A 19,084-nucleotide genomic window follows, 5' to 3' on the forward strand; every position below is an offset into this window, starting at 1 on the left:
ACCTCGGGGGACTCCGGCACCGCCTTCCCGAAGAGCGCCACGCCTCCAATGAGGGTGAGCAACACCTCCACGACGCTGAGGAAGAGGGCGAGTCCCAGCGACGTCACCCCCTGGCCCTCGGGGAAGCTGCGGCGCGGGTCGCTCTGGCCGTAGAGCACCTGGATGCGGTCCCCGGGACGCAGCCGCTTCCACAGGTTCGCGGAGACGTTGCGCTGGTGCTCGCGCCGGATGCCGTCTTGCGGCGTGAAGGCGTAGTGCAGCACGTAGTCGGTGTCGTCATCGGCGGCGAGGAGCTCCTTCTTCACCACCGTGCCTTCCGCGTGCAGCCCCTCCCGCAGGATGACCTTGTCGCGCTGGTACGACCCCCAGGTCATCACCAGCATGAACACGCCCACCCCCACGAACGCCGCTCCCAGGACTCGCGCCGCGATGAGGGCCACGCCATGCCTCCTGCCTCCCCCTTAAGCGGGCACCCGGCGACGCGAAACGGCAATGCCCTCCACGCCCCGCCGTAGGGCCAGGGCGTGGGGCCCTCCCTGGCATCGCGTCCGCCGAAACGCCATGCTCCCGCGCGTCCTGCCGGAGGTACGCACCGTGTCCCTGTTCGATGCCGTCGCCGCGGGTGACCGCGCAGCCCTGAGCGCCCAGCTCGACGCGGGCGCGGACCCCAACCCCTTCGACGACGAAGGCCGCACGCCGCTGATGGCGGCCGCCCGTACGGGCCAGGCCGAGCTGGTGCGCGTGCTGCTGGAGGCCGGCGCGGACCCCACGCTGCCGGACAACGTCGGGGAGACGCCCTTCGTCGCCGCCGCCGCCTACGGCCACGTCTCCGTCTGCGCGCTCCTGTCCTCCCACGCCACCGCCGACGAGAAGGACATGGCGCGCACGCTGCTCAAGAACCAGGGCATCGATGAGATTCCCGCGCGCCCCTCGCGCGCGTCCGAGGTCGCGCCCGACGACTTCCGCCGCAAGCTCGCCTCCGCGGGCGCCTACGTCGCGGGCAAGCTGGGCGACGAAGGCGCCACGAAGCGCCTGGAGCGCGTGCTGCGCTCGGAGGGCAACGCCCCCAAGGGCCCCTTCAAGGGCCGCAAGTAGCCCCCACCCCCGGAAAGGCGAAGGGCCCGGCCGCTCCCACCGTGGGGAGCCACCGGGCCCTCATCACATCCGGAAGCCGGACTCGCGTTACTCCGGCTTGGCGCTCACCACGGGGCTCGGAGACACGGTGCCGCCCTTGTTGGTGGTCTCCATCGAGTCCGCGACCAGCTCGGTGATGTCCTTCACCTGGATCTGCTCACGGCCGGTGTCGTTCTTCGCGTCATTGAGCATGGTGGAGCAGAACGGGCAGGCCACCGCGACGATGCCCTTGCCACCCTGCTCCTTGTAGTCGCCCACCATGCCCGGCTTCTTCTTGTCCGCGGCGTCGGGGAACGGCGTGGTCGGGTCCTCCGCGTGCTTCAGCGTGAGGGCCACCTCGTTCATGCGGTTGTGGTTGATGCGCGTGCCGATGTGCTCTTCCATCCACATCCGGCCGCCACCGGCGCCGCAGCAGAAGCCCTCACGCTGGCTGCGCTGCATCTCCACCACCTCCAGGCCCGGGATGCTCTTGAGCACTTCACGGGGCGCGTCGTACACGCCGTTGTGCCGGCCCAGGTAGCAGGGGTCGTGGTAGGTCAGCTTCGTTCCGGCGTTCATCACCGAGGACAGCCGGATGCGCTTGTCCTTGAGCAACTCGTTGATGAGCTGCGTGTGGTTGATGACGCGGTACTCGCCTCCGAACTCCGGGTACTCGTTCTTGATGGTGTTGAAGCAGTGCGGGCACTGCGTGATGACCGCCTTCACGCCCATCGCGTTCCAGGACTCGACGTTCGTCTTGGCCAGCGTCTGGTACAGGTACTCGTTGCCCATGCGGCGCGCGGAGTCGCCGTTGCACATCTCCTGCTTGGACAGCGTCGCGAAGGACACGCCCGCCTCGCGCATGATCTTCACCAGCGCGCGGCTCACCTTCTTCTGCTTGTCGTCGTAGCTGCCCGCGCAGCCCACGAAGAACAGATACTCGTACTCGCCGCCGTCACCCCAGGTGGGCAGCGCCAGGTCCTCCGCCCACTCGTCGCGCCGGTCCTGGCCGATGCCCCAGGGGTTGCCCTGGCGCTCCATGCCTTCGAACACGCGCTGGATTTCCGGCGGGAACTCCGCCTTCACCTGCACCTGGTAGCGGCGCATGTCGATGAGGCGCGGGACGTTCTCGATGAACACCGGGCAGGCCTGCTCGCACCAGCCGCAGCTCGTGCACGCCCACACCGTCTCCGCCTTCAGCGCGCTGCCGACAATCTCAGGCAGGGGCTCCTTCGCGCCGTGGGGGCCGTAGCCCTCTTCAATCCAGCGCTCGTTGTCCCACATCCAGTGCTTCAGGTCCTGGTTCACGGCCTTGTGCGTGAGCGGCTTGCCCGTGATGTACGTGGGACAGTGCGTCTGGCACCGGCCGCACTCCGTACAGGAGTACAGGTCCAGGCCGTTCTTCCAGGTGAGGTCCTTCACCGTGGCGGCGCCGAACTCCTCCTTCTCCAGGTTGGGCGTGGGCAGCTTGCCGGTGGAGTGCGTGCGCTGGAAGAAGACGTTGGGCAGGCCCGTGATGATGTGGAAGTGCTTGCCCAGCGGCAGGAAGTTCAGGAACGCCAGGATGATGGTCAGGTGGATGAAGAAGCCCGCCACGCCCAGCACGTGCGCCGCCGTGGCGCCCAGGGGCATCATCGCCAGGCCGGTCAGGCTGGTGACGGGCTCCCACCACACCATCGCGGACGGCGCCGCCGGCACCTGCGTGGCGCCCATGGGCACCTGCTGCGCGGCGGCGTGCGCGGCCACCATGTGGCTGCCACCGAACATGAACTCGGTGATCATCAGGCCCGCGATGAAGCCCAGGATGAGGTACGCCTCCCAGGACTGGGACATGCGGTCCGGCTTCACCTTCCAGCGCGTCCAGACGAAGTAGGCCACGCCCGCCAGCGCCAGCGCCGCCACGGTGTCCTTCACCAGCAGGTACACCTTGTAGAGCAGCAGCAGCGGCGGCGCGGCGTCCCAGGCCGGGTGGCTCAGGTCGGTGAGCACGTCCAGCGCGGTGGACGAAAAGCCCATCACGAACATCATGATGGTGCGCAGCGCCAGCACCATGAACGCCGCGTAGATGAAGATGTGGAACAGGCCCGGCGTGAACTCCTCCGGGTCCACCATGCGCTTCTGGCCCAACCCGAAGCGCACCAGCTGCGCCACGCGGTAGGGGATGTGGTCCAGCCGGTTCTCCTTCTTCATCGCGAGCAGCACGCCCACGCGGCCGGACATCGTGATGACGAAGAGGGAGACAGCGCCTGCGAGCAGCAGGCCGGTGATGATGGGGTTCATGGAACCTCGGGACCTCGAGGGCCGCACGGCGGGGCAACGCCGGTTGCTGCGCTGCGGCAATTCTGGAGTGGTTGTCAACCCTAGCAGGGGTGATTCGCGAATCAAGCGCCGTGCGGAAGGCGTGTCCGGCAGCGGTCCCTGCACTGCTTCCAGACCGCCGTCCAGGCCGGTGCCCTTCTAGCCTCCATCCCCGGCCTTCCGTGCGGGAATCAGCCGCGCCTGGTGTGCCGGAAAGCAGGCGGCCGGGCGTGTGCCGCCGGAGCGTTCTGGAACTTTGGTGTCCCGAGGGCTTTACAAAATCCGAGCGGGTTCCCAGAATATCGGTAAATCGGTCAAGATGAACTTGTAAAGGGACCCGCATGGGGCGGGCCCGGGTGACCGACGCAGGGCGTCCAAGGGGACGCGAGCCGTCAAAGGCCGTACACCCCGTGAATGGAGCGCCGAGGAGCCGGACATGAGCCACGACGAGAGCACGTACCTGGACGAGGGCCGCGAGGACCTGGAACTGTCTGCCGAGGGCGAGTCCGGCCGGACGGTGCCGCTGGAGCCCACTGACGACCGGCGCTGGGGCCACCTGGACGAAGAGGCCTGGGGCGGCTGGCACGTGGCGGAGTGAACCGGAGCCCCCGCGGCCGGTGGACTGCGCGGGGGCCCACGTTGGAACGCCGAAGACGTCCGGGGGCGCGCTTGCACTCCTGGAAGCTGATGCAGTGCGCTGAAGGACGGTGCTCCCAGGCCTCCGGGCCGGGTCGAGCCCACGAAGCGCGGTCCCCGGAAATGACCGGTGCCGGACCGTCAAAAAGTAAATCCGTAAAGCGCTGAACGAATCTGCCGAAATCCGCGTGGTTGTGGGTGACGCAAGGCGTCCCGAGGCGCGCCGGGTGGGGTCCGCGCGGGTGATCGCTGGCGTCGGGAGCCGGCTCGGGAGGGCGGGGCCCGGTCGGGCCGGACACGTTGCTTTCGCGACCGGAAACCCGACATCCTCCGGGAGAACAGCGACAGGACCTCCGGGCGGACGCGGGCCAGCGCAGGGGCGTCCGGGGCCAGGGGGGCGTCGCGACGAAATCGCGGCAGAGAGCGGGATGGGGCCCACCCACCATGCGGGAGTGCGGATGAAGCAGACGGCCTGGGCAGTGGAGCGCGACGCGGAAGGCGGCCGCGAAGTGCTGCTGCTGGTGACCCTGGAGGCCGAAGCGGAGACGCCTCGGGCCCCGGTGGCGGTGAACCTGGTCATCGATCGCAGCGCGTCCATGCGGGGTGCGCCGCTGGCGGCGGCGGTGGAGGCGGCGCGCGCGCTGGTGGAGCGGGCGGGGCCCAAGGACTACGTCGGCCTGCTCACCTTCGACGCGGACGCGGAGCAGGTGCTGCCCGTGCGCGCCATGGAGGCGAGCGCGAAGGCCTCCTTCCTGAAGACGCTGTCCCGCCTGGAGTCCGGCGAGGGCACCGCGCTGCACGAGGCCGTGGAGCAGGGCGCGGAGGCCGTGCGGCGCGTGCTGGTGCCGGGCGCCCGGCCGCAGCTGCTCATGCTCACCGACGGCGAGCCCTCCGTGGGCCCCACCGCGCTGGGTGAGTTCAAGGTGCTGGGCCAGCGGGTGCACGACTCCGGCGTGGCGCTGCACGCGCTGGGGCTGGGGCGGCACTACCTGCCGGAGATTCTGGAGGCCCTCACCGGTCCGTCCGGCACGGGCTTCACGCACGTGGACGACGCGGAAGGGCTGCCCCTGGCGGTGGGCGCGCTGGGCGCGGAGCTGTTCGGCGAGGTGGTGGCGGACGCGCGCGTGTACGTGCTGCCCACGGGCTTCGCGGACCTGCGCTGCCGGCACCGCTACCCGTCGCGCGTGGAGGGTGACGCGATGAGCGCCGCGCTGGGGGCGGTGTCGCATGCGTTCCCGCGCCGCGTGCTGTTCGCGGGCGTGCTGGAGAAGGGCGACTGGAACCTCACCGTCACCGCCTCGTACACGGAGAACAACGACACCCGGCGGCTGTCCGTGCCGGTGACGCGCCTGTTGCCGGACAGCGACGAGGGCCGCTTCGTGCGCGCGGTGTCCGCGGAGCTGGAGCTCGTCTCCCACGAGGCCGCCGCCTGGAAGGCCCTGTCCCGCCGTCAGCAGGATGCGGCCGAGCGGGCGCTCGAGGGCGCGGACAAGGGGCTCTACAAGCTGGCCCGCCTGGGCTCCGCGGACATCCCCGCGCAGCGGCACGTGGACCGCATCGCGGACCTGCGCAGGGCGGTGGAGCGCCGCGCGGCCCAGCCGTCCGCCCTGGGGGTGCGCCGCGCCCAGTCGGAGGTGTCGCGCATCACCATGAGCCGCATCGGGCCGGCGCTTCCGGCCGCGGCGCAGGGTGGCCCGCCCCCGGCCCGTGCGGCCCTGCCCGCCGTGGCGAACGGTGGCGCGCCCCCGGCGGGGACGCTGGACGGCGCGGCGCTGCTGCCCTGGAAGACGGGCAACAGCGAGTCGTAACCGCCTGGACTCATTGAGCGTAAGGGAATGGCGCGGGGCCGGGGACGGCCCCTGACGCCGGGCGTGCGGGCGTGCGGAATGCCCGGCTGTCCGGAAGGTTGAGTGCACCCTGTGGGGACGCATCCCAGGTAGCACGGCGTTTCCAGGTGGATTAACGGGAGTCGCATGACGCATCCGTGGAGCAAGAGGTCTGGAAGCCGGCTCGGTGGGCTGGTCACGGTGGGCGCGTTGCTCTTGGCGACGTGGGCCCAGGCCGCGCTGCCGTCCACCGCCGTGGGCAGCACCGCGCCGGACGAGGGTGACCCTCGCCTGGAGGGCGCGCTGCTCCTGGACGCCACGCAGGTGAAGGCGGGCGGCGACTTCCGCGTGGGCGTGCGCCTCAAGCTGGACCCGGAGTGGCACGTCTACTGGAAGAACCCGGGCGACTCCGGCCTGGCCACGGAGGTGTCGTGGGATGTGCCGGGCGTCACGGTGGGGGACCTGCGCTGGCCCTTCCCCAGCACGTTCCGCACGCCGGATGGCTTCATCACCACGCACGGCTACCACGACGAGGTGCTGCTCTTCGCGCCCGCGCACGTGTCGGAGAAGGCCAACGGCACGCTGACGGTGTCGGCGGCGGTGGACGCGCTCGCGTGCAAGGTGCACTGCATCCCCGCGCAGCTGGTGCTGTCGCGCACGCTGCCGGTGGGGCCGGAGACGGTGACGGATCCGGAGTTCGCGCCGCGGTTCGACGCGGCTCAAGCCCAGGTGCCGGCGCCCGTGGGCGCGGAAGGTGCGCCGCGCGTGGCCCTGGCGCTGGACGGCACGTCGCTGACCGCGGGCAAGCCGTTCACCGGCACGCTCAGCGTGACGGCGGCGGACGGCAAGCCGTTCGCGGGCAACGTGGAGGATGACTTCTTCGTGCCCGGCCGCATCGCGGGCGTGGACAGCGTGACGCTGAAGCGGAAGGGACCGGGGACGTTCGCGCTGGAGGGCCATGCGTCGTCGGTGGCGCCCAAGGCGGAGCCCCGGCTCACGGGCGCGCTGCGCCTGGGCACGAAGGCCACGGGCTTCACGGCGGTGGACGTGGACACGGCGCTCGCGCCGGTGGTGGCGGCTGCGCCGGTGGCGGGCGCGGCGCCGCTGAAGGTGCCGTCGGTGAAGGACGCGATGGGCAAGGTGAAGCCCGTGGTGGCGGCGGCGCCGGTGGCGGCCGAGTCGTCCATGGGGCTGGGGCTCGCGCTCCTGTTCGCGTTCCTGGGCGGCGCGCTGCTCAACCTGATGCCGTGCGTGTTCCCGGTGCTGGCCATCAAGGCGTACGGCTTCACGCGGATGGTGCAGGAGGAGAAGGGCAGGGTGGCGCCGCACGCGGCGGCGTACGCGGGCGGCATCCTGGCGACGATGCTGCTGCTGGCGGGCGCGGTGCTGGTGGTGCGCGCGGGCGGCAACAGCGTGGGCTGGGGCTTCCAGTTCCAGGAGCCGCTGTTCGTCGCGGGTGTGAGCGCGGTGGTGGTGGCGTTCGCGCTCAACCTCTTCGGCGTCTACACGCTGGGCACGGACGGCACGGCGCTGGCGGGCAAGGTGGACCAGAGCCACGGCCTGCTGCGCAGCGCGGGCGAAGGTGTGCTCGCGGTGGTGCTGGCGACGCCGTGTTCGGCGCCGCTGTTGGGCACGGCGGTGGGCTTCGCGTTCGCGGCGGGCGCGGCCACGGTGGTGGCGGTGTTCGTGGCGCTGGGGTTGGGCCTGGCGCTGCCCTTCTGCGTGCTGGTGCTGGTGCCGGGGCTGGCGAAGCGGCTGCCCAAGCCGGGCATGTGGATGGAGCGCGGCAAGCAGTTCCTGGGCTTCGCGCTCTTGGGCACCACGGTGTGGCTGGTGTGGGTGATGGGCGGGCTGGCCGGCGTGGACGGCATGGCGCGGCTGCTCGCGTTCCTCATCGCGGTGGGCCTGGGCACGTGGCTGTACGGCCAGTCGCAGGGGCTGGAGGGCGGGCGCCGGGGCGTGACGGTGGCGCTGGCGGTGCTCGTGCTGGTGGGCTCGGGCGCGGTGGCGCTGCGCTTCGAGGAGGCGCAGGCGTCCCTGGAGACGCGCGGCGCGGTGGCGTCGTCGCACGGGGGTTCTCAGCCGTGGGACGAGGCGGCGGTGACGGCGGCGCTGGCGGCGGGGCAGCCGGTGTTCGTGGACTTCACGGCGGACTGGTGCCTCACGTGCAAGTTCAACGAGCGCACCGTGCTGTCGCGCGACGACGTGCGGCAGGCGTTCCTGAAGCACAACGTGGCCTTCTTCGTGGCGGACTGGACGCGGCGGGACGCGCGCATCACCACGAAGCTGGCGGAGCATGGCCGCGCGGGCGTGCCCATGTACCTGGTGTTGAGCCCGGGCGCGCCGGACAAGCCGGAGGTGCTCAACGAGCTGCTCACCGCGGACAGCGTCATCCAGGCGGTGCAGCGCGCGGCGGAATGCGGGTCGCCGTTGAAGGGTGGCTCGGTGGTGTGTGCCCGGCCTTGAGCTGGGATTGAAGTCTGGATTGTGTTGTTCGTTCGTGCGCAGCGTTCAATTCACTGGAGGTTCCGTCATGAAGCAGGTCTTCAAGGCACTCGCTCTCACCGCGGCGTTCGTGTCCGCGCCCGTCTTCGCCGCTGACACCGCGGAGGTGGGCAAGCCCGCTCCGGCGTTCACGCTGAAGGACGAGGCGGGCAAGGCCCATTCGCTGTCCGAGTACAAGGGCAAGGTGGTGGTGCTCGAGTGGACGAACCCGGAGTGCCCGTTCGTGAAGCGGCACTACGAGGCCAAGACGATGCAGACCACGCAGAAGGGCTTCGACGCGAAGAAGGTGGTGTGGCTGACGGTGGACTCGTCCGCCACGCACAACGCGAAGAGCGCGGCGGACTGGAAGAAGAAGGAGGGCTTCAGCCAGCCGGTGTTGCTCGACACGGACGGCGCGGTGGGCAAGAGCTACGCGGCGAAGACGACGCCGCACATGTACGTCATCGACGGTGAGGGCGTGGTCCGCTACGCGGGCGCCATCGACAACGACCCGCGCGGCAAGGAGGCCACCAAGGTGAACTACGTGCAGACGGCGGTGGACGCGCTCCTCAACGGCAAGCAGGTCCCCACGGCGACCTCCGAGCCGTACGGCTGCTCCGTGAAGTACAAGAGCTGAGCCGCGGCTCGCTCCGTGTGTTGAAGGCCCGTGTCCCTGCGAAGGGACGCGGGCCTTTTCATCTACAGCACCTGACGAAAGCAAATGCCAATCTCTGATCTCCAAGACGTTGCGAGGACTGATGCAGAGGCCAGGTTTCTCGAGGCGCTGCTCCAGCTCCAGCCCGAGCTTGATGTGTGGCAGCACGAGACCGCCGAGGGACATCCGTGGCTCATCGTGTCGATGGACTTCGTCGAGGGCGGATCAGTTCGCGACACACTGCGACTCGACTTCGATGGCCGAGCGATTCGGGGTGGCTGGAGTCCAGGTCTTCTAAACTGGGACGATGGGGTCCCGGCGCAAGAAGCAGGCGTTGACGTCGGACCCCCTGATGGAATCGAGATTGAACAGGGGGCCCCTGCGGAGCTGGCAGCAGCTGTAGCTTCCTGGTTCGCACGGCACGCCTCCCAGTGGAAGCGCAGTCCCAGTTGACGCGTGCGCTGAAGCGAGGCGCGTTCGATGCCCGGCGGCCAGGAGAGATGCCTGACCGGTTTGGCAGGCAGCGCACGCGTGAGTGGATCCACGACGCGCTCCGCTCTGCCTCTGCATGACGTTCATTCCGCGTCGCGGTGGGCGTAGTCCGGGCCCAGGCCTTCGATGCGGTAGGTGTTGCCGGGGTAGGTGCGGTTGAGCGACGTCTCCAGGGTCGACGGGTAGCGCTCCAGCGAGACGTGGCGTTTGACGTGCTTGCGCAGCTTGAGGGCGCCCCGGACCAGACCGCCCACCCAGGTGGGTGGGGATTCGAACTGGATGGCGGGCAGCAGGCGCGGCGGCACCAGGCTGAGGCTGATGGGGGACACCAGCGGGCGCAGCGGGCGCGGCACCCAGCCCGCGAGGATGTCCACGGTGGACTGGGCCACACGGTGGCTGGCGGCGTCGGGGACGAACTCGCGCGCTTCGTAGTCGCGGATGAAGGCGTCGTATGCGGGCTTGTCCTCGGGGATGTCCTTCAGGCCCATGCGGCGGCCGATTTCACACCAGTAATGGAACCAGGCCTCGCGCTCGTGCGCGGTGAAGGGACGCCAGCCGAAGTCCTCCATCCATTGGATGGGGAAGTCGATGAACGTCCACAGTACGAAGAGGAAGTCCTCGTTGGGAATGCGGAAGAAGGAGTGGATGTGATTCATCTGCTCCAGCGAGCGGCGCCCGGCTTCTCCGTCCCAGCCGCACTCCATGAACCGCGCGATGAGCAGCCGTGTGTCGTCGTAGCGCTTCTGGCCGCGCTTGTTGAATTCACCCGTGCGGTCCAGCAGGCGTGAGACGGAACGGCTGCCGTAGGTGTGGAAGAGCGCGATCTCCGTGGACCGCACGATGTCGAAGGGGAACTCGTAGTTGGTCAGCAGGTGCACGATGCGCTGGCAGTCACGCCGTGCATCCAGGGAGGCGATCTCCCGGCGCACCTCGGGCAGACGCGCTCGCCAGAAGGGCTTGCGGTAGGTGGGGCCGGGCACGTGGGTATCGGCGTGCTTCCCGCCAGCCGGGAAGGGACAGCCCGCGGGGACGGCGTCCTGCGGGAGACGGGCGTGGGAGGCCGGGTCGGTCATGGCTGGGAGGCTCCGTGAGGCGAGGCGACCGGTGATGCTACCCCGCTCCGTGACGGCACGCCGTGCCCCTGCTGGGCCGTGTGTCGCATGCCGTGGCCTTGTCGGGGGAAGGCACGCGCCGGACCTTGTCCTGGAAGGGCAGGACATCCAGACAGGAGACGCGACCATGGCCAGCAACAAGGGGCCGCCGGTGAAAGGGCCCGAGCGCACGGACACCCACAGCGCTGAGGAACTGGAGCGGGAGGCCAGACACCAGCGTCCGGGCACCGAACGGGGCGACGTGACGGACGAGGACGTGGGCGAGGACCGCATCCTCCAGAAGGGCATTGGCGGCTACGGCGCGCAGAAGGGCACGGAGCCCGCGAGGGAAGCGCCGCCGCTCAGTGACGACGGCGACCGGTAGCGCCGCGCCGCGGAAACCTGTCCGACTGTATGACAGGTTTTGACCGCGCCGCGCGGGAGGTGCACCGCGGGGAGGCCTGGGGCCTAGAGTGCCGCCATGGCCTCTGTCCGCCTCGTGCGTTCCTGCTGTGTCCTGGTGCTGTTGTTCTTCGCGATGCCAGGGGTGGCGCAGGAGGCGCCTGCACCGGATGCGAAGGCGTGGCTCGCGGAGCACAACGCGGAAGCCGTGCGCGTGAACCAGACCGCGATGGGCATCCTGTTCGGCTGGGCGGTGCTGAACATCGGCACGGGCGTGGCGGGACACTTCGCGAGCGAGGGCGAGACGCGGGCCTTCTTCCAGGCGAACGCGGCCTGGAACGTGGTGAACCTCGTCATCGCGGGGCTCGGCTATCACGGACAGGCGACCGCGGATCCAGGTGCTTGGGACCTGGCGCGCAGCCTGTCCGAAGGGCAGCGGATGGAGAAGGTGCTGCTCCTCAACGCAGGCCTGGACGTGGGCTACGTCGCCTTCGGCGGACTCCTGTGGGAGCGCGGGCTGCGCAAGGACTCGGAGCGCTTGAGAGGGTGGGGCAAGAGCGTGCTCATACAGGGCGCGTTCCTGCTCGTGTTCGACGGCGTGCTGACGTTCCTCAACGCGCGGCTCAACGGGGAACTCACGGCCCGGCTGGTGCCCGCTCAGGACGGGGTGGGCCTGATGCTGACGTGGCCGTGAGCCTCAAACGCGTGCGTGCCATTCGAGTCCGCCGGGCAGGGCCTGCGCCGCGAACTCCAGATGGATGACCCGGCGGTGCCCGGGGACGCGTGCCGGTGACGAGGCATGCAGCAGCAGGGGCCGCATCACCAGCAGGCCGCAGCGGGGCACAAGGCAATCCTGTGGCGCGGTTCGTTCGAGCCAGCCCGGGATGCTCGAGGAGGACAGGCGCCCTTCACGGTGCGAGCCCGAGAGGACGCGCACGGGACCGTTGTCCTCTCCGCAGTCGTCCAGGTGCACGCGCACCGCGACCATGCCCTCCAGGATGGACATGGGAGGCTGCACGCAGGGCACGCCGGCCTTCTCCGACCAGGGACCGAAGCCGGGCACGTCGCGGCGCTCGCGCACGGCGATGGTAAGGTCCTGATGCCAGATGACCTTCCAGTTCGCGTCCGGGGTCTTGTCGAACAGCAGGCCTCGCACCGCGAAACAGTGCGGACCCAGGACGGACTCAGCGGCTTCGCGCACCGGACCCGAGCGGGCCAGGTCGCGCACGGCGGGCACGTTCTCCAGCAGGTTGCGCACGCCTCCGCGCCGCTGGGGCGTCGCGGCTTCTTCGCTCATGGGGGCCAGTGCCTGGAGCAGGGCGTCCGCGGTTCCTGGCGTGATTCCCTGCGAGAGGACCGCGAAGCCCTCGCGCTCGATGTGCGCGGTCCTGTCGTGGGTGCTCGATGCGGACGTCACGGAGCGCATCATGACGCATGCAATGCCAGACCGCTGCGACGGGTGCACGGTTCCACGCGGGCATGCACCCGGTGGAACCGGCACCCGGAAGGCTCACGCCGCCACCGGCTCACGGCGATGGCGGGCCCGGGCGGAGACGTCCTTGCGGCGGCCCTTGCGCAGCACGTCCAGGTGCACCTCCTCCTCGGTGGCGAGCGCCATCAGCCGCTGCAGGTCGTCCACGCTGTTGACCGGCCGGCTGTTGATGCCGAGCAGCAGGTCGTCCGGTTGGAGACCGGCGTCGTCGGCGGGCGTGCCCTCCTGCACCTTCAGCACGCGCACGGCGCGGAGCTGGCCGGTGTCCTTCGCGAGCGCGGGCTCCAGGTTCACCGCCGTCGCGGCGATGCCCAGGAACTTCCGGTCCACCCGGCCGCGCTGGATGAGCAGGCTCGCGACCCAGGCCGCGGTGGTGGCGCTCACCGCGAAGCCGATGCCCTGCGCGAACGGCAGCACCAGCGTGTTGAGCCCCACCACGCGCCCGCGCGTGTCCAGCAACGGTCCGCCGGAGTTGCCCGGGTTGATGGCCGCGTCCGTCTGGAGCATTCCCTCCAGGATGACGCCGTCCGGCAGCGTGATGGAGCGGTTGATGGCGCTCACCACGCCCAGCGACACCGACTGCTCCAGGCGGAAGGGATTGCCAATGGCCATCACCAGCTGTCCCACGCGCACCGTCTCCGGATCCGCGAGCGGCAGCGTGGGGAAGTCGTCTCCTTCCGCGCGCACCACGGCGAGGTCGGTGGGCGCATCCCCGCCCACCAGCGTGGCCCGGCGCTCCTCGCCGTTGTGGAGCTGCACGGTGAGGCGCTTCGGCGTGCGCATCACCACGTGCCGGTTGGTGAGCACGTAGCCATCCGGCGTGAGGAACAGGCCGGTGCCGTGGCCGCGCGCGTGCTCCACGCCGACCACCGCCGGGGCCGCGCCGGCCACGAGTCCTTCCAGGTCATCCGAGAGCTGCTGCAACAGTTTCATGGCCGGCTCCTTTCAAGAACGCTTGCCCACGGTGATGGGCACCTCGCGCAGTTCGCCCGCGCGCAACACCTTCGCCGGGATGGACGCGCCCACCTTCTCGCCGCCCAGGTAGCCCAGCAGGTCCTCCACGCCGTGCAGCGACTGGCCGCCCAGACTCACCAGCACGTCGCCCAGCAGCAGCCCTGCCTTCTGCGCGGGCCCGTCCGGATCCACGGAGAGCAGGATGAGCCCCGCCTTCGTGCCGTCGATTTCACGCGGCAGGCGCACCGGATACGCGCCCACGCCCAGGTAGCCACGGCGGATGCCGCCGTGCTCGCGCAACGAATCCGCCACACGCGTCAGCGTGCCGCCGGGGAGCACGACCGCGGCCGTGCGCGAGAAGGCCGCCGTGGGGATGCCGAGGAAGCGGCCCTGTGCATCCACCAGCGCGCCGCCGGAGAAGCCCGGGGGCAGGTCCGCGTCGGTTTCCAGGTAGCGGTCCACCTGGCCGCCCGCGTGCGTGCGCCAGTCGCCGCCGAACGCGCTGACGATGCCCAGCGTGGCCCGCGCGGTGCGCCCCGGCCGGCCGATGGCCAACACGATGTTGCCCACCTTCACGTCATCGAGCGGCGCGGGCGCGAGCGCGGTCAGTCCGGTGGCATCGGCCTTGAGGAGCGCGAGGTCGGTGCTCGGGTCGCGGCCGACGAGCTCGGCGGACACCGAGCGGCCGTCCGCGAGGCCCACCTGGATGGAGCCCTCGTGTTCGACGGCGTGGCTGGTGGTGAGGATGTGGCCGTCAGCATCCCAGACGATGCCGCTGGCGCCCCGGCGACGGCGGGCCTCGACGCGGACGAGGGAGGGAGCGATGCGCTCGACGACGGTGGAGATGGACTGCGAGAGGGACTGGAGGGTGTCGGTGGACATGGCGTGTACCTTTCGAGCCTGAAACTAAAGGGCTCGAAATCGCGCCACATCGGCGGACCGGGCAGGACGGCGACCTACCCGTTCGGGCAGGACGCCTCTCCATCCGGCCAGGACCCTGCTGCTTCGGGCAGGTGGATTCAGCCCACCTTGCGGAAGCGCTCGTAGCGCTCTTCGAGATAGTCCACGTTGGGCCGCAGCTCCCGAGCGCGAGGCGTTTGAAGCGTCTTCCCGACGAAGCCCTTCAGCGCGTGCTCCAGTGTCGGGCCATCCCGGGTCGCGAGCAGGCTCGGCGCCAGTTCGATGATGCCGTCGGGACGGAAGCCCATCAGGTTCGTGTCGAAGGCACCGTGATGGAGACGGCACAGGGCCAGTCCATTGGAGACCTCCGCGTGCCCCCGCTCATCCCGGTCGGGAAGGATGTGGGCCCCGTCCAGCAGCTCCGTGCGAGGGAACGCGCATACGGCACAGCGGTGGTCGTAGGCGCGCAGGACGTGCTGACGGAAGGCGGCCTGATGCAGCCGCTTCTTGGCCTGCACCGTGGTGTAGCGCCGCTCCAGCGGTAGCAGCTTCGCGTCCGCAACGAAGAGCTGCCTCGCCGTTTCGGGCTCGGACACCATGACGTGGAAGGAATGCGAGGCGAGGTCCACGTCGGAGATGTAGACGGGCCACAGCGGCCGGTAGAAGCCGGGCTCGATGCCGTAGAAGTAGATGAGCGGTGCGTCCAATTGCTGCGCGCGCACGAGCCGGCGGTTGTCGCGGCCCTCAACGTCCGTCCCCTGGAACTTGTAGAGGAAGGCCCCGTCCGAGGCCACGTTGTCATCGTCGTACCGCGCCTCCCGTGAGCCGCGTGGCACGGTGGTCTTGATGGACAGCGCGGTCTCCTGCATCTGCCGGGGCCAGAAGATGCCGCGTGTCCGGTTGGCGAAGAGGTGTTGCTCGCCGTGGAGTTGGAAGCCCTCCGCGATGCGGTCCCAGGAAAGGACTTCGCCATGCCGGTCCACCAACGCCTGCAAGGCATTGAAGGCCGCCAGCCGGATGGCCTGGTCGTTGTCGGAGGGCGCGGGCACGGGTCCACGACCAGGTTACCAGGCTCCCCCGCCCGACTGTCACCTCAGGCTCTGTCGAGCAGGGCGCCGCCCGGGCCGAAGCCCAGGGACAGGCACAGCACGCGGCGTCCCTTCACCTGCGGAGCCCGCCGCGCGGATTCGGCCGCCAGCTCCGCGTCGTTGAGCACGAGCACCGGCCCCCCCGTGTCCGGCAGGCCCGCTTGGGCGAGGATGTCCGGGACCAGGGACGCCGTGCCCTCGAAGCCGTACGTGCAGCCTCCGGGCATCAGGTCCTCATCCAGCGGACACGGCAATGCCAGACACAGCGCGTCCGGAGGCACACGGGCGTCCTCCGCGAGGACGGTCCTCAGTGCCCCCTCGATGAACGCCACCGTGTCCCGGATGTGATGGCCGTCCGCGGGACGTGGCTGTCCGATGAACAGCGGAGGCAGCGTGGAGAGGTTCCGTTCGAAGACGCGCGTGGCACCGGAGCGTGCGATCTTGATGCTCGTCTGGCCCACGTCCACGCAGAGCGGACTTCGCGCGCCACGGGCTTCCAGCATGCGCAGCCCCGCGCGCACGGGGGCGAAGCGCGGTGACAGCGCGATGTGCACCGGGCAGCGCAGCGACGCCGTGGCCTCCCTCAACGCGGCGGGAAAGCCGTCCAGCTCCGCCAGGCCTCCACTCAGATACGCCGCATCCGGCGCGTGACGCTTCACCAGCAGGAAGAGCGCCTCCGCCAGCGGAAGCATCACGCGCGCGGAGAGCGTGGCTCCGGGCACTCCCGCGCGCCGGTCATCCTCCACCCACGGCGAGCCCAACACCTCCCACAACTCACGCCCGAACACGGGCAGGTTCCAGACCTCCAGCGGGGTGACCCCTTCGGGGTGATGCCGGCGGGGGACCCACCTGGGCGGGCTCACGTCACGAGCCCGGCGATGCGTTCGGCGGCGGTCTTCGCGCCGTCGTGCGCGCGGTAGGAGCGGGAGATCTCCGCCACGCGGTCACGCATCTTCGACTCCGGCGCGAGCAGCTGAGCGATGGCCTCGCGGCATGACTCCACTGTGAGCGTCCTCGGATCCCTCGCGAGCCCCGCTCCGGCCTTCTCCAGGAAGTGTGCCTGCACGGGCTGGTCGTTGCACACCGGCAGCAGCAGCATCGGCACGCCCGCCGTCATCGCCTCCATCACGGAGTTGGCGCCGCCGTGGGAGATGAACGCCGCCGAGCGCTCCAACAGCTGCCGCTGCGGCGTGTAGCGCACCGCCACCACGTCACCGGGCAGCGTGCTCGGGAAGTCCGTGTCCGCCAGCTCTCCCGCGCACAACACCAGCGTCACGCCGAACGGCTTCGCGGCCTCCGCGATGAGGCGGAACAGCTCCGGCTGATACGAAATCTGACTGCCGAAGGACACGTACAGCACCGGCTTGCCGCCCAGGCGCTCCCAGGGGAAGGGCACTTCATCGCCCCGGGGCTCGGGCGGAATGGACGGGCCCACGAGCAACGTGTTCGGAGGCACTCCCGCGTCCGGGCCCAGGAACGCCTCCGTGGCGAAGATGACGTTGAGCCGGGGCGACAGGCACTCGCAGGTGCGGAAGCTCGCGTCGAAGCCGTGACGGCGGAACAGGGCCTGCCGGTCGTCCTTCAACGCTCGCACGTTGCGCAGCAGGGGGATGTCCGGCCGTGGCTCCAGCAGCGTGAGCGCGGAGGACACGCCCGCCCAGGGGATGCCCTCTGTGTGCGCCGCGAGCACCGCCGCGTACTGCATCCCGTCCAGGGCCATCACGTCAGGACGGAAGGCGCGCACCCCTTCGCGCACGGGCTCCAGGAGCGCGGGGGCCGCGTCCAGCAGCAGGCCCCGGATCCACTTCCCCAACGCCACGTCATCGAGCACCAGCTTCGCCAGCGCTTCGCCTCCCGTCTCGATGCCCGGCGGCGCGGCTTCGACGTGCGGCAGGCGCAGCAACTCCACGCCCAGGGCTTCGAGCTGCGGCGCGGGTTCGGGGATGCACAGCCAGCCGACGGTGTGCCCCAGGCGGCGCAGCCACTGGGCCACGCCGGCCATCGGGTTGAGGTGGCCCTTTTCGGGCGAGGTGGCGATGAGGACACGGGACATTCAGGGGGGCGCCTTGCTGTGAGCCTGGAGCATGGCCAGGGACATGAGGCGCATCAACAACCGATCCATCGGTCCGGCCTGTTCGTCGTCGGGCGACAGGCGGAAGTAGCGCGTCAGCAGTCCCAGCATCGCCTGCGTGTCGATGACCTGGAGGGAGTCCAGGCGCGCGGGAGAGAGCCAGGCGCGATACAGCTCCAGCCAGCGTTCCCGCACCGGGCTGGACAGGGCGGTGTGCCCGTACCGGGGCGTCTTGCGTGCGAGGCGGACCTCATCCGGCACCAGGGACCGCACCGCGTGCCGGAACAGCCACTTGCCGAACCCCTCTCGCATCAGCACGGACTCCGGCAGGGCCAGCGCCACCCGCGCGAAGCCTTCATCCAGATACGGCGTGCGGACCGTGAGCCCATGGGCCCGGGCGCCCCGCAGCTCGGGCGGGAGGATGAGCTCGGTCAGCACCCACTTCGCGTACCGCAGCTCCTCGGAGGGGAGCGCCTCCTCCGAGGGCAGATCCCAAGGCGCGGGCAGCGAGGCCAGCACGGTCCCCAGGTTGTCCACAGGGGGGGCGCGCGAGGCGTGATCGCTGTTCAAGCCCCCGGAAACAGTCCTCAAGTTGTCCACAGGGGTGGAGTCCTCGCGGCGCCCCACGGCTTGATCGCGCCCGCCATCTCCAGAGGGGAAATGCCCCGTGGATGGCTTTGGTTCCTGATCGCCACGCGGCGCCCCATGCAGGGGCCTCCCCGAGTTGTCCACAGCCCCCCGTGCCACTCCAGGGGGCGTTTCATGATCGCGCGAGCCGGCTGGGAACGGCGCCCGCAAGTTGTCCACAAGCCGCATGCCTTCGAATCCCAGGGCCCGCATGGCCAGCGTCCGGTCTTCATCCACGCGAGCCTTCGCGGAGGCGATCGCGCCTGGGGTGCCCTGGAGCACTTCGTCCGCCCCCGCGCCGCTAAGGAGGACAGGGCCCGCGCCCTGCCGCCGGGCCTCCAGATAGAACGCGTAGCTGGCCACGGCCCGGGCGTTGAGGATGACCGTCTGGTTGGCGAGGACCGCGCGCTCGAACAGGTCCGGGAGCACGGCGTCCGGGATGAGCACGTCCACCAGCTCCGCGCCCGTCACCTTCGCCATCCGCCGCGCGTTGCTCCGCTCCACCGCGTCCGCGAAGTGCACGTCCATCGTCCAGGCGCGCACCCTCCCCGGAGCATGCCGGGCGGCCATCGCGCACATGGCCGCGCTGTCCACCCCACCGCTCAGGCTCACCTCATGCGTGCCTGCTTCGACATGCGCCCGCACGGTGTCGGACCAGGCGGACAACAGCCGCGCTGAGAGCCCTTCCTCATCCCGAGCCGCTGGCTCACGGATGACTCTGGGCAGCGGCACGTCGAAGGGAACCGCCTCTGGCCGCAGGCCCGCGTTGGATGCGCGGGCATGGAACAGCAGGTCGCTCACCGCCCGAGGAGACAGGCCGCGCGTGGGAGTCCTTCCCTGGGGTGACGCTTTGGGAGGCCGGGTCGGCATGCGGGCCTCATCATAGGGACTGTGTCCCGCCGTATCAGCGAGAGATATCCTCCAGGCAGACGCTTCGTTTCACGCGAGCAGGGAA

General features: G+C 70.2%; 17 protein-coding genes. 7 read left to right on the forward strand and 10 right to left on the reverse strand.

Annotation, left to right across the window (positions count from 1 at the left end):
* On the reverse strand, window positions 1-440 hold a 440-nt coding region (locus D7X32_RS05065; RefSeq protein WP_147450037.1), incomplete at its 3' end, for a DUF3592 domain-containing protein.
* A gap of 154 nt (window positions 441-594) precedes the next feature.
* On the opposite strand from D7X32_RS05065, the gene D7X32_RS05070 reads away from it, so the two are divergent.
* Window positions 595-1,095 carry an ankyrin repeat domain-containing protein gene (locus tag D7X32_RS05070; protein WP_208752320.1) on the forward strand — a complete coding sequence of 167 codons (501 nt, stop codon included), beginning with the start codon at window positions 595-597 and terminating at the stop codon, window positions 1,093-1,095.
* 87 nt (window positions 1,096-1,182) lie between these two features.
* Here D7X32_RS05070 and D7X32_RS05075 read toward each other — a convergent pair whose 3' ends face one another.
* Entirely contained in the window at window positions 1,183-3,393 is a 2,211-nt protein-coding gene (locus D7X32_RS05075; RefSeq protein WP_120601369.1) for a (Fe-S)-binding protein, read from the reverse strand.
* A gap of 454 nt (window positions 3,394-3,847) precedes the next feature.
* Here D7X32_RS05075 and D7X32_RS45335 point away from each other — a divergent pair, with 454 nt between their 5' ends.
* The 4 genes from D7X32_RS45335 to D7X32_RS05090 all read left to right on the forward strand — a co-directional run bounded on the left by D7X32_RS45335 (window position 3,848) and on the right by D7X32_RS05090 (window position 8,994).
* Entirely contained in the window at window positions 3,848-4,009 is a 162-nt protein-coding gene (locus D7X32_RS45335; protein WP_158625614.1) for a hypothetical protein, read from the forward strand.
* Window positions 4,010-4,505: 496 nt separating this feature from the next.
* Complete coding sequence (locus D7X32_RS05080; RefSeq protein WP_120601370.1) at window positions 4,506-5,855, forward strand: vWA domain-containing protein; 1,350 nt, start codon at window positions 4,506-4,508, stop codon at window positions 5,853-5,855.
* A 165-nt stretch (window positions 5,856-6,020) separates the two neighbouring features.
* Window positions 6,021-8,339 carry a protein-disulfide reductase DsbD family protein gene (locus tag D7X32_RS05085; protein ID WP_120601371.1) on the forward strand — a complete coding sequence of 773 codons (2,319 nt, stop codon included), beginning with the start codon at window positions 6,021-6,023 and terminating at the stop codon, window positions 8,337-8,339.
* Between the two features lie 67 nt (window positions 8,340-8,406).
* The gene (locus D7X32_RS05090) at window positions 8,407-8,994 is read left to right on the forward strand and encodes a redoxin domain-containing protein (protein ID WP_120601372.1); all 588 of its coding nucleotides are present in this window, start codon (window positions 8,407-8,409) and stop codon (window positions 8,992-8,994) included.
* A 593-nt stretch (window positions 8,995-9,587) separates the two neighbouring features.
* Here D7X32_RS05090 and D7X32_RS05095 read toward each other — a convergent pair.
* Complete coding sequence (locus D7X32_RS05095) at window positions 9,588-10,577, reverse strand: oxygenase MpaB family protein (protein WP_158625615.1); 990 nt, start codon at window positions 10,575-10,577, stop codon at window positions 9,588-9,590.
* A 166-nt stretch (window positions 10,578-10,743) separates the two neighbouring features.
* On the opposite strand from D7X32_RS05095, the gene D7X32_RS05100 reads away from it, so the two are divergent.
* Complete coding sequence (locus tag D7X32_RS05100; protein ID WP_120558114.1) at window positions 10,744-10,980, forward strand: hypothetical protein; 237 nt, start codon at window positions 10,744-10,746, stop codon at window positions 10,978-10,980.
* Between the two features lie 96 nt (window positions 10,981-11,076).
* Window positions 11,077-11,691 (forward strand): DUF6992 family protein, encoded by a 615-nt coding sequence (locus tag D7X32_RS05105; protein ID WP_120601374.1) that lies wholly within the window; start codon window positions 11,077-11,079, stop codon window positions 11,689-11,691.
* A 3-nt stretch (window positions 11,692-11,694) separates the two neighbouring features.
* Here D7X32_RS05105 and D7X32_RS05110 read toward each other — a convergent pair whose 3' ends face one another.
* The 7 genes from D7X32_RS05110 to D7X32_RS05140 form a co-directional block, all read right to left on the reverse strand.
* Window positions 11,695-12,414, reverse strand: coding sequence for a phytanoyl-CoA dioxygenase family protein (locus tag D7X32_RS05110; RefSeq protein ID WP_244238853.1), 720 nt, complete (start codon window positions 12,412-12,414; stop codon window positions 11,695-11,697).
* 93 nt (window positions 12,415-12,507) lie between these two features.
* Window positions 12,508-13,422: a S1C family serine protease gene (locus D7X32_RS05115; protein ID WP_120601375.1), complete on the reverse strand. Its 915-nt coding sequence runs from the start codon at window positions 13,420-13,422 to the stop codon at window positions 12,508-12,510.
* Window positions 13,423-13,434: 12 nt separating this feature from the next.
* Window positions 13,435-14,325: a S1C family serine protease gene (locus tag D7X32_RS05120; RefSeq protein WP_120601376.1), complete on the reverse strand. Its 891-nt coding sequence runs from the start codon at window positions 14,323-14,325 to the stop codon at window positions 13,435-13,437.
* A gap of 137 nt (window positions 14,326-14,462) precedes the next feature.
* The gene (locus D7X32_RS05125; RefSeq protein WP_120601377.1) at window positions 14,463-15,392 is read right to left on the reverse strand and encodes an HNH endonuclease; all 930 of its coding nucleotides are present in this window, start codon (window positions 15,390-15,392) and stop codon (window positions 14,463-14,465) included.
* 44 nt (window positions 15,393-15,436) lie between these two features.
* Entirely contained in the window at window positions 15,437-16,294 is an 858-nt protein-coding gene (locus D7X32_RS05130) for an ROK family protein (protein WP_167506438.1), read from the reverse strand.
* Complete coding sequence (locus D7X32_RS05135) at window positions 16,291-17,484, reverse strand: glycosyltransferase (protein WP_120601378.1); 1,194 nt, start codon at window positions 17,482-17,484, stop codon at window positions 16,291-16,293. The genes D7X32_RS05130 and D7X32_RS05135 overlap by 4 nt, the downstream gene beginning before the upstream one ends.
* Window positions 17,485-18,999, reverse strand: coding sequence for an asparagine synthase-related protein (locus D7X32_RS05140; RefSeq protein ID WP_120601379.1), 1,515 nt, complete (start codon window positions 18,997-18,999; stop codon window positions 17,485-17,487). It lies immediately after the preceding gene.
* Between the last annotated feature and the right edge of the window lie 85 nt (window positions 19,000-19,084).

The sequence above is a fragment of the Corallococcus carmarthensis genome (assembly GCF_003611695.1).
Taxonomy (GTDB): Bacteria; Myxococcota; Myxococcia; order Myxococcales; family Myxococcaceae; genus Corallococcus; species Corallococcus carmarthensis.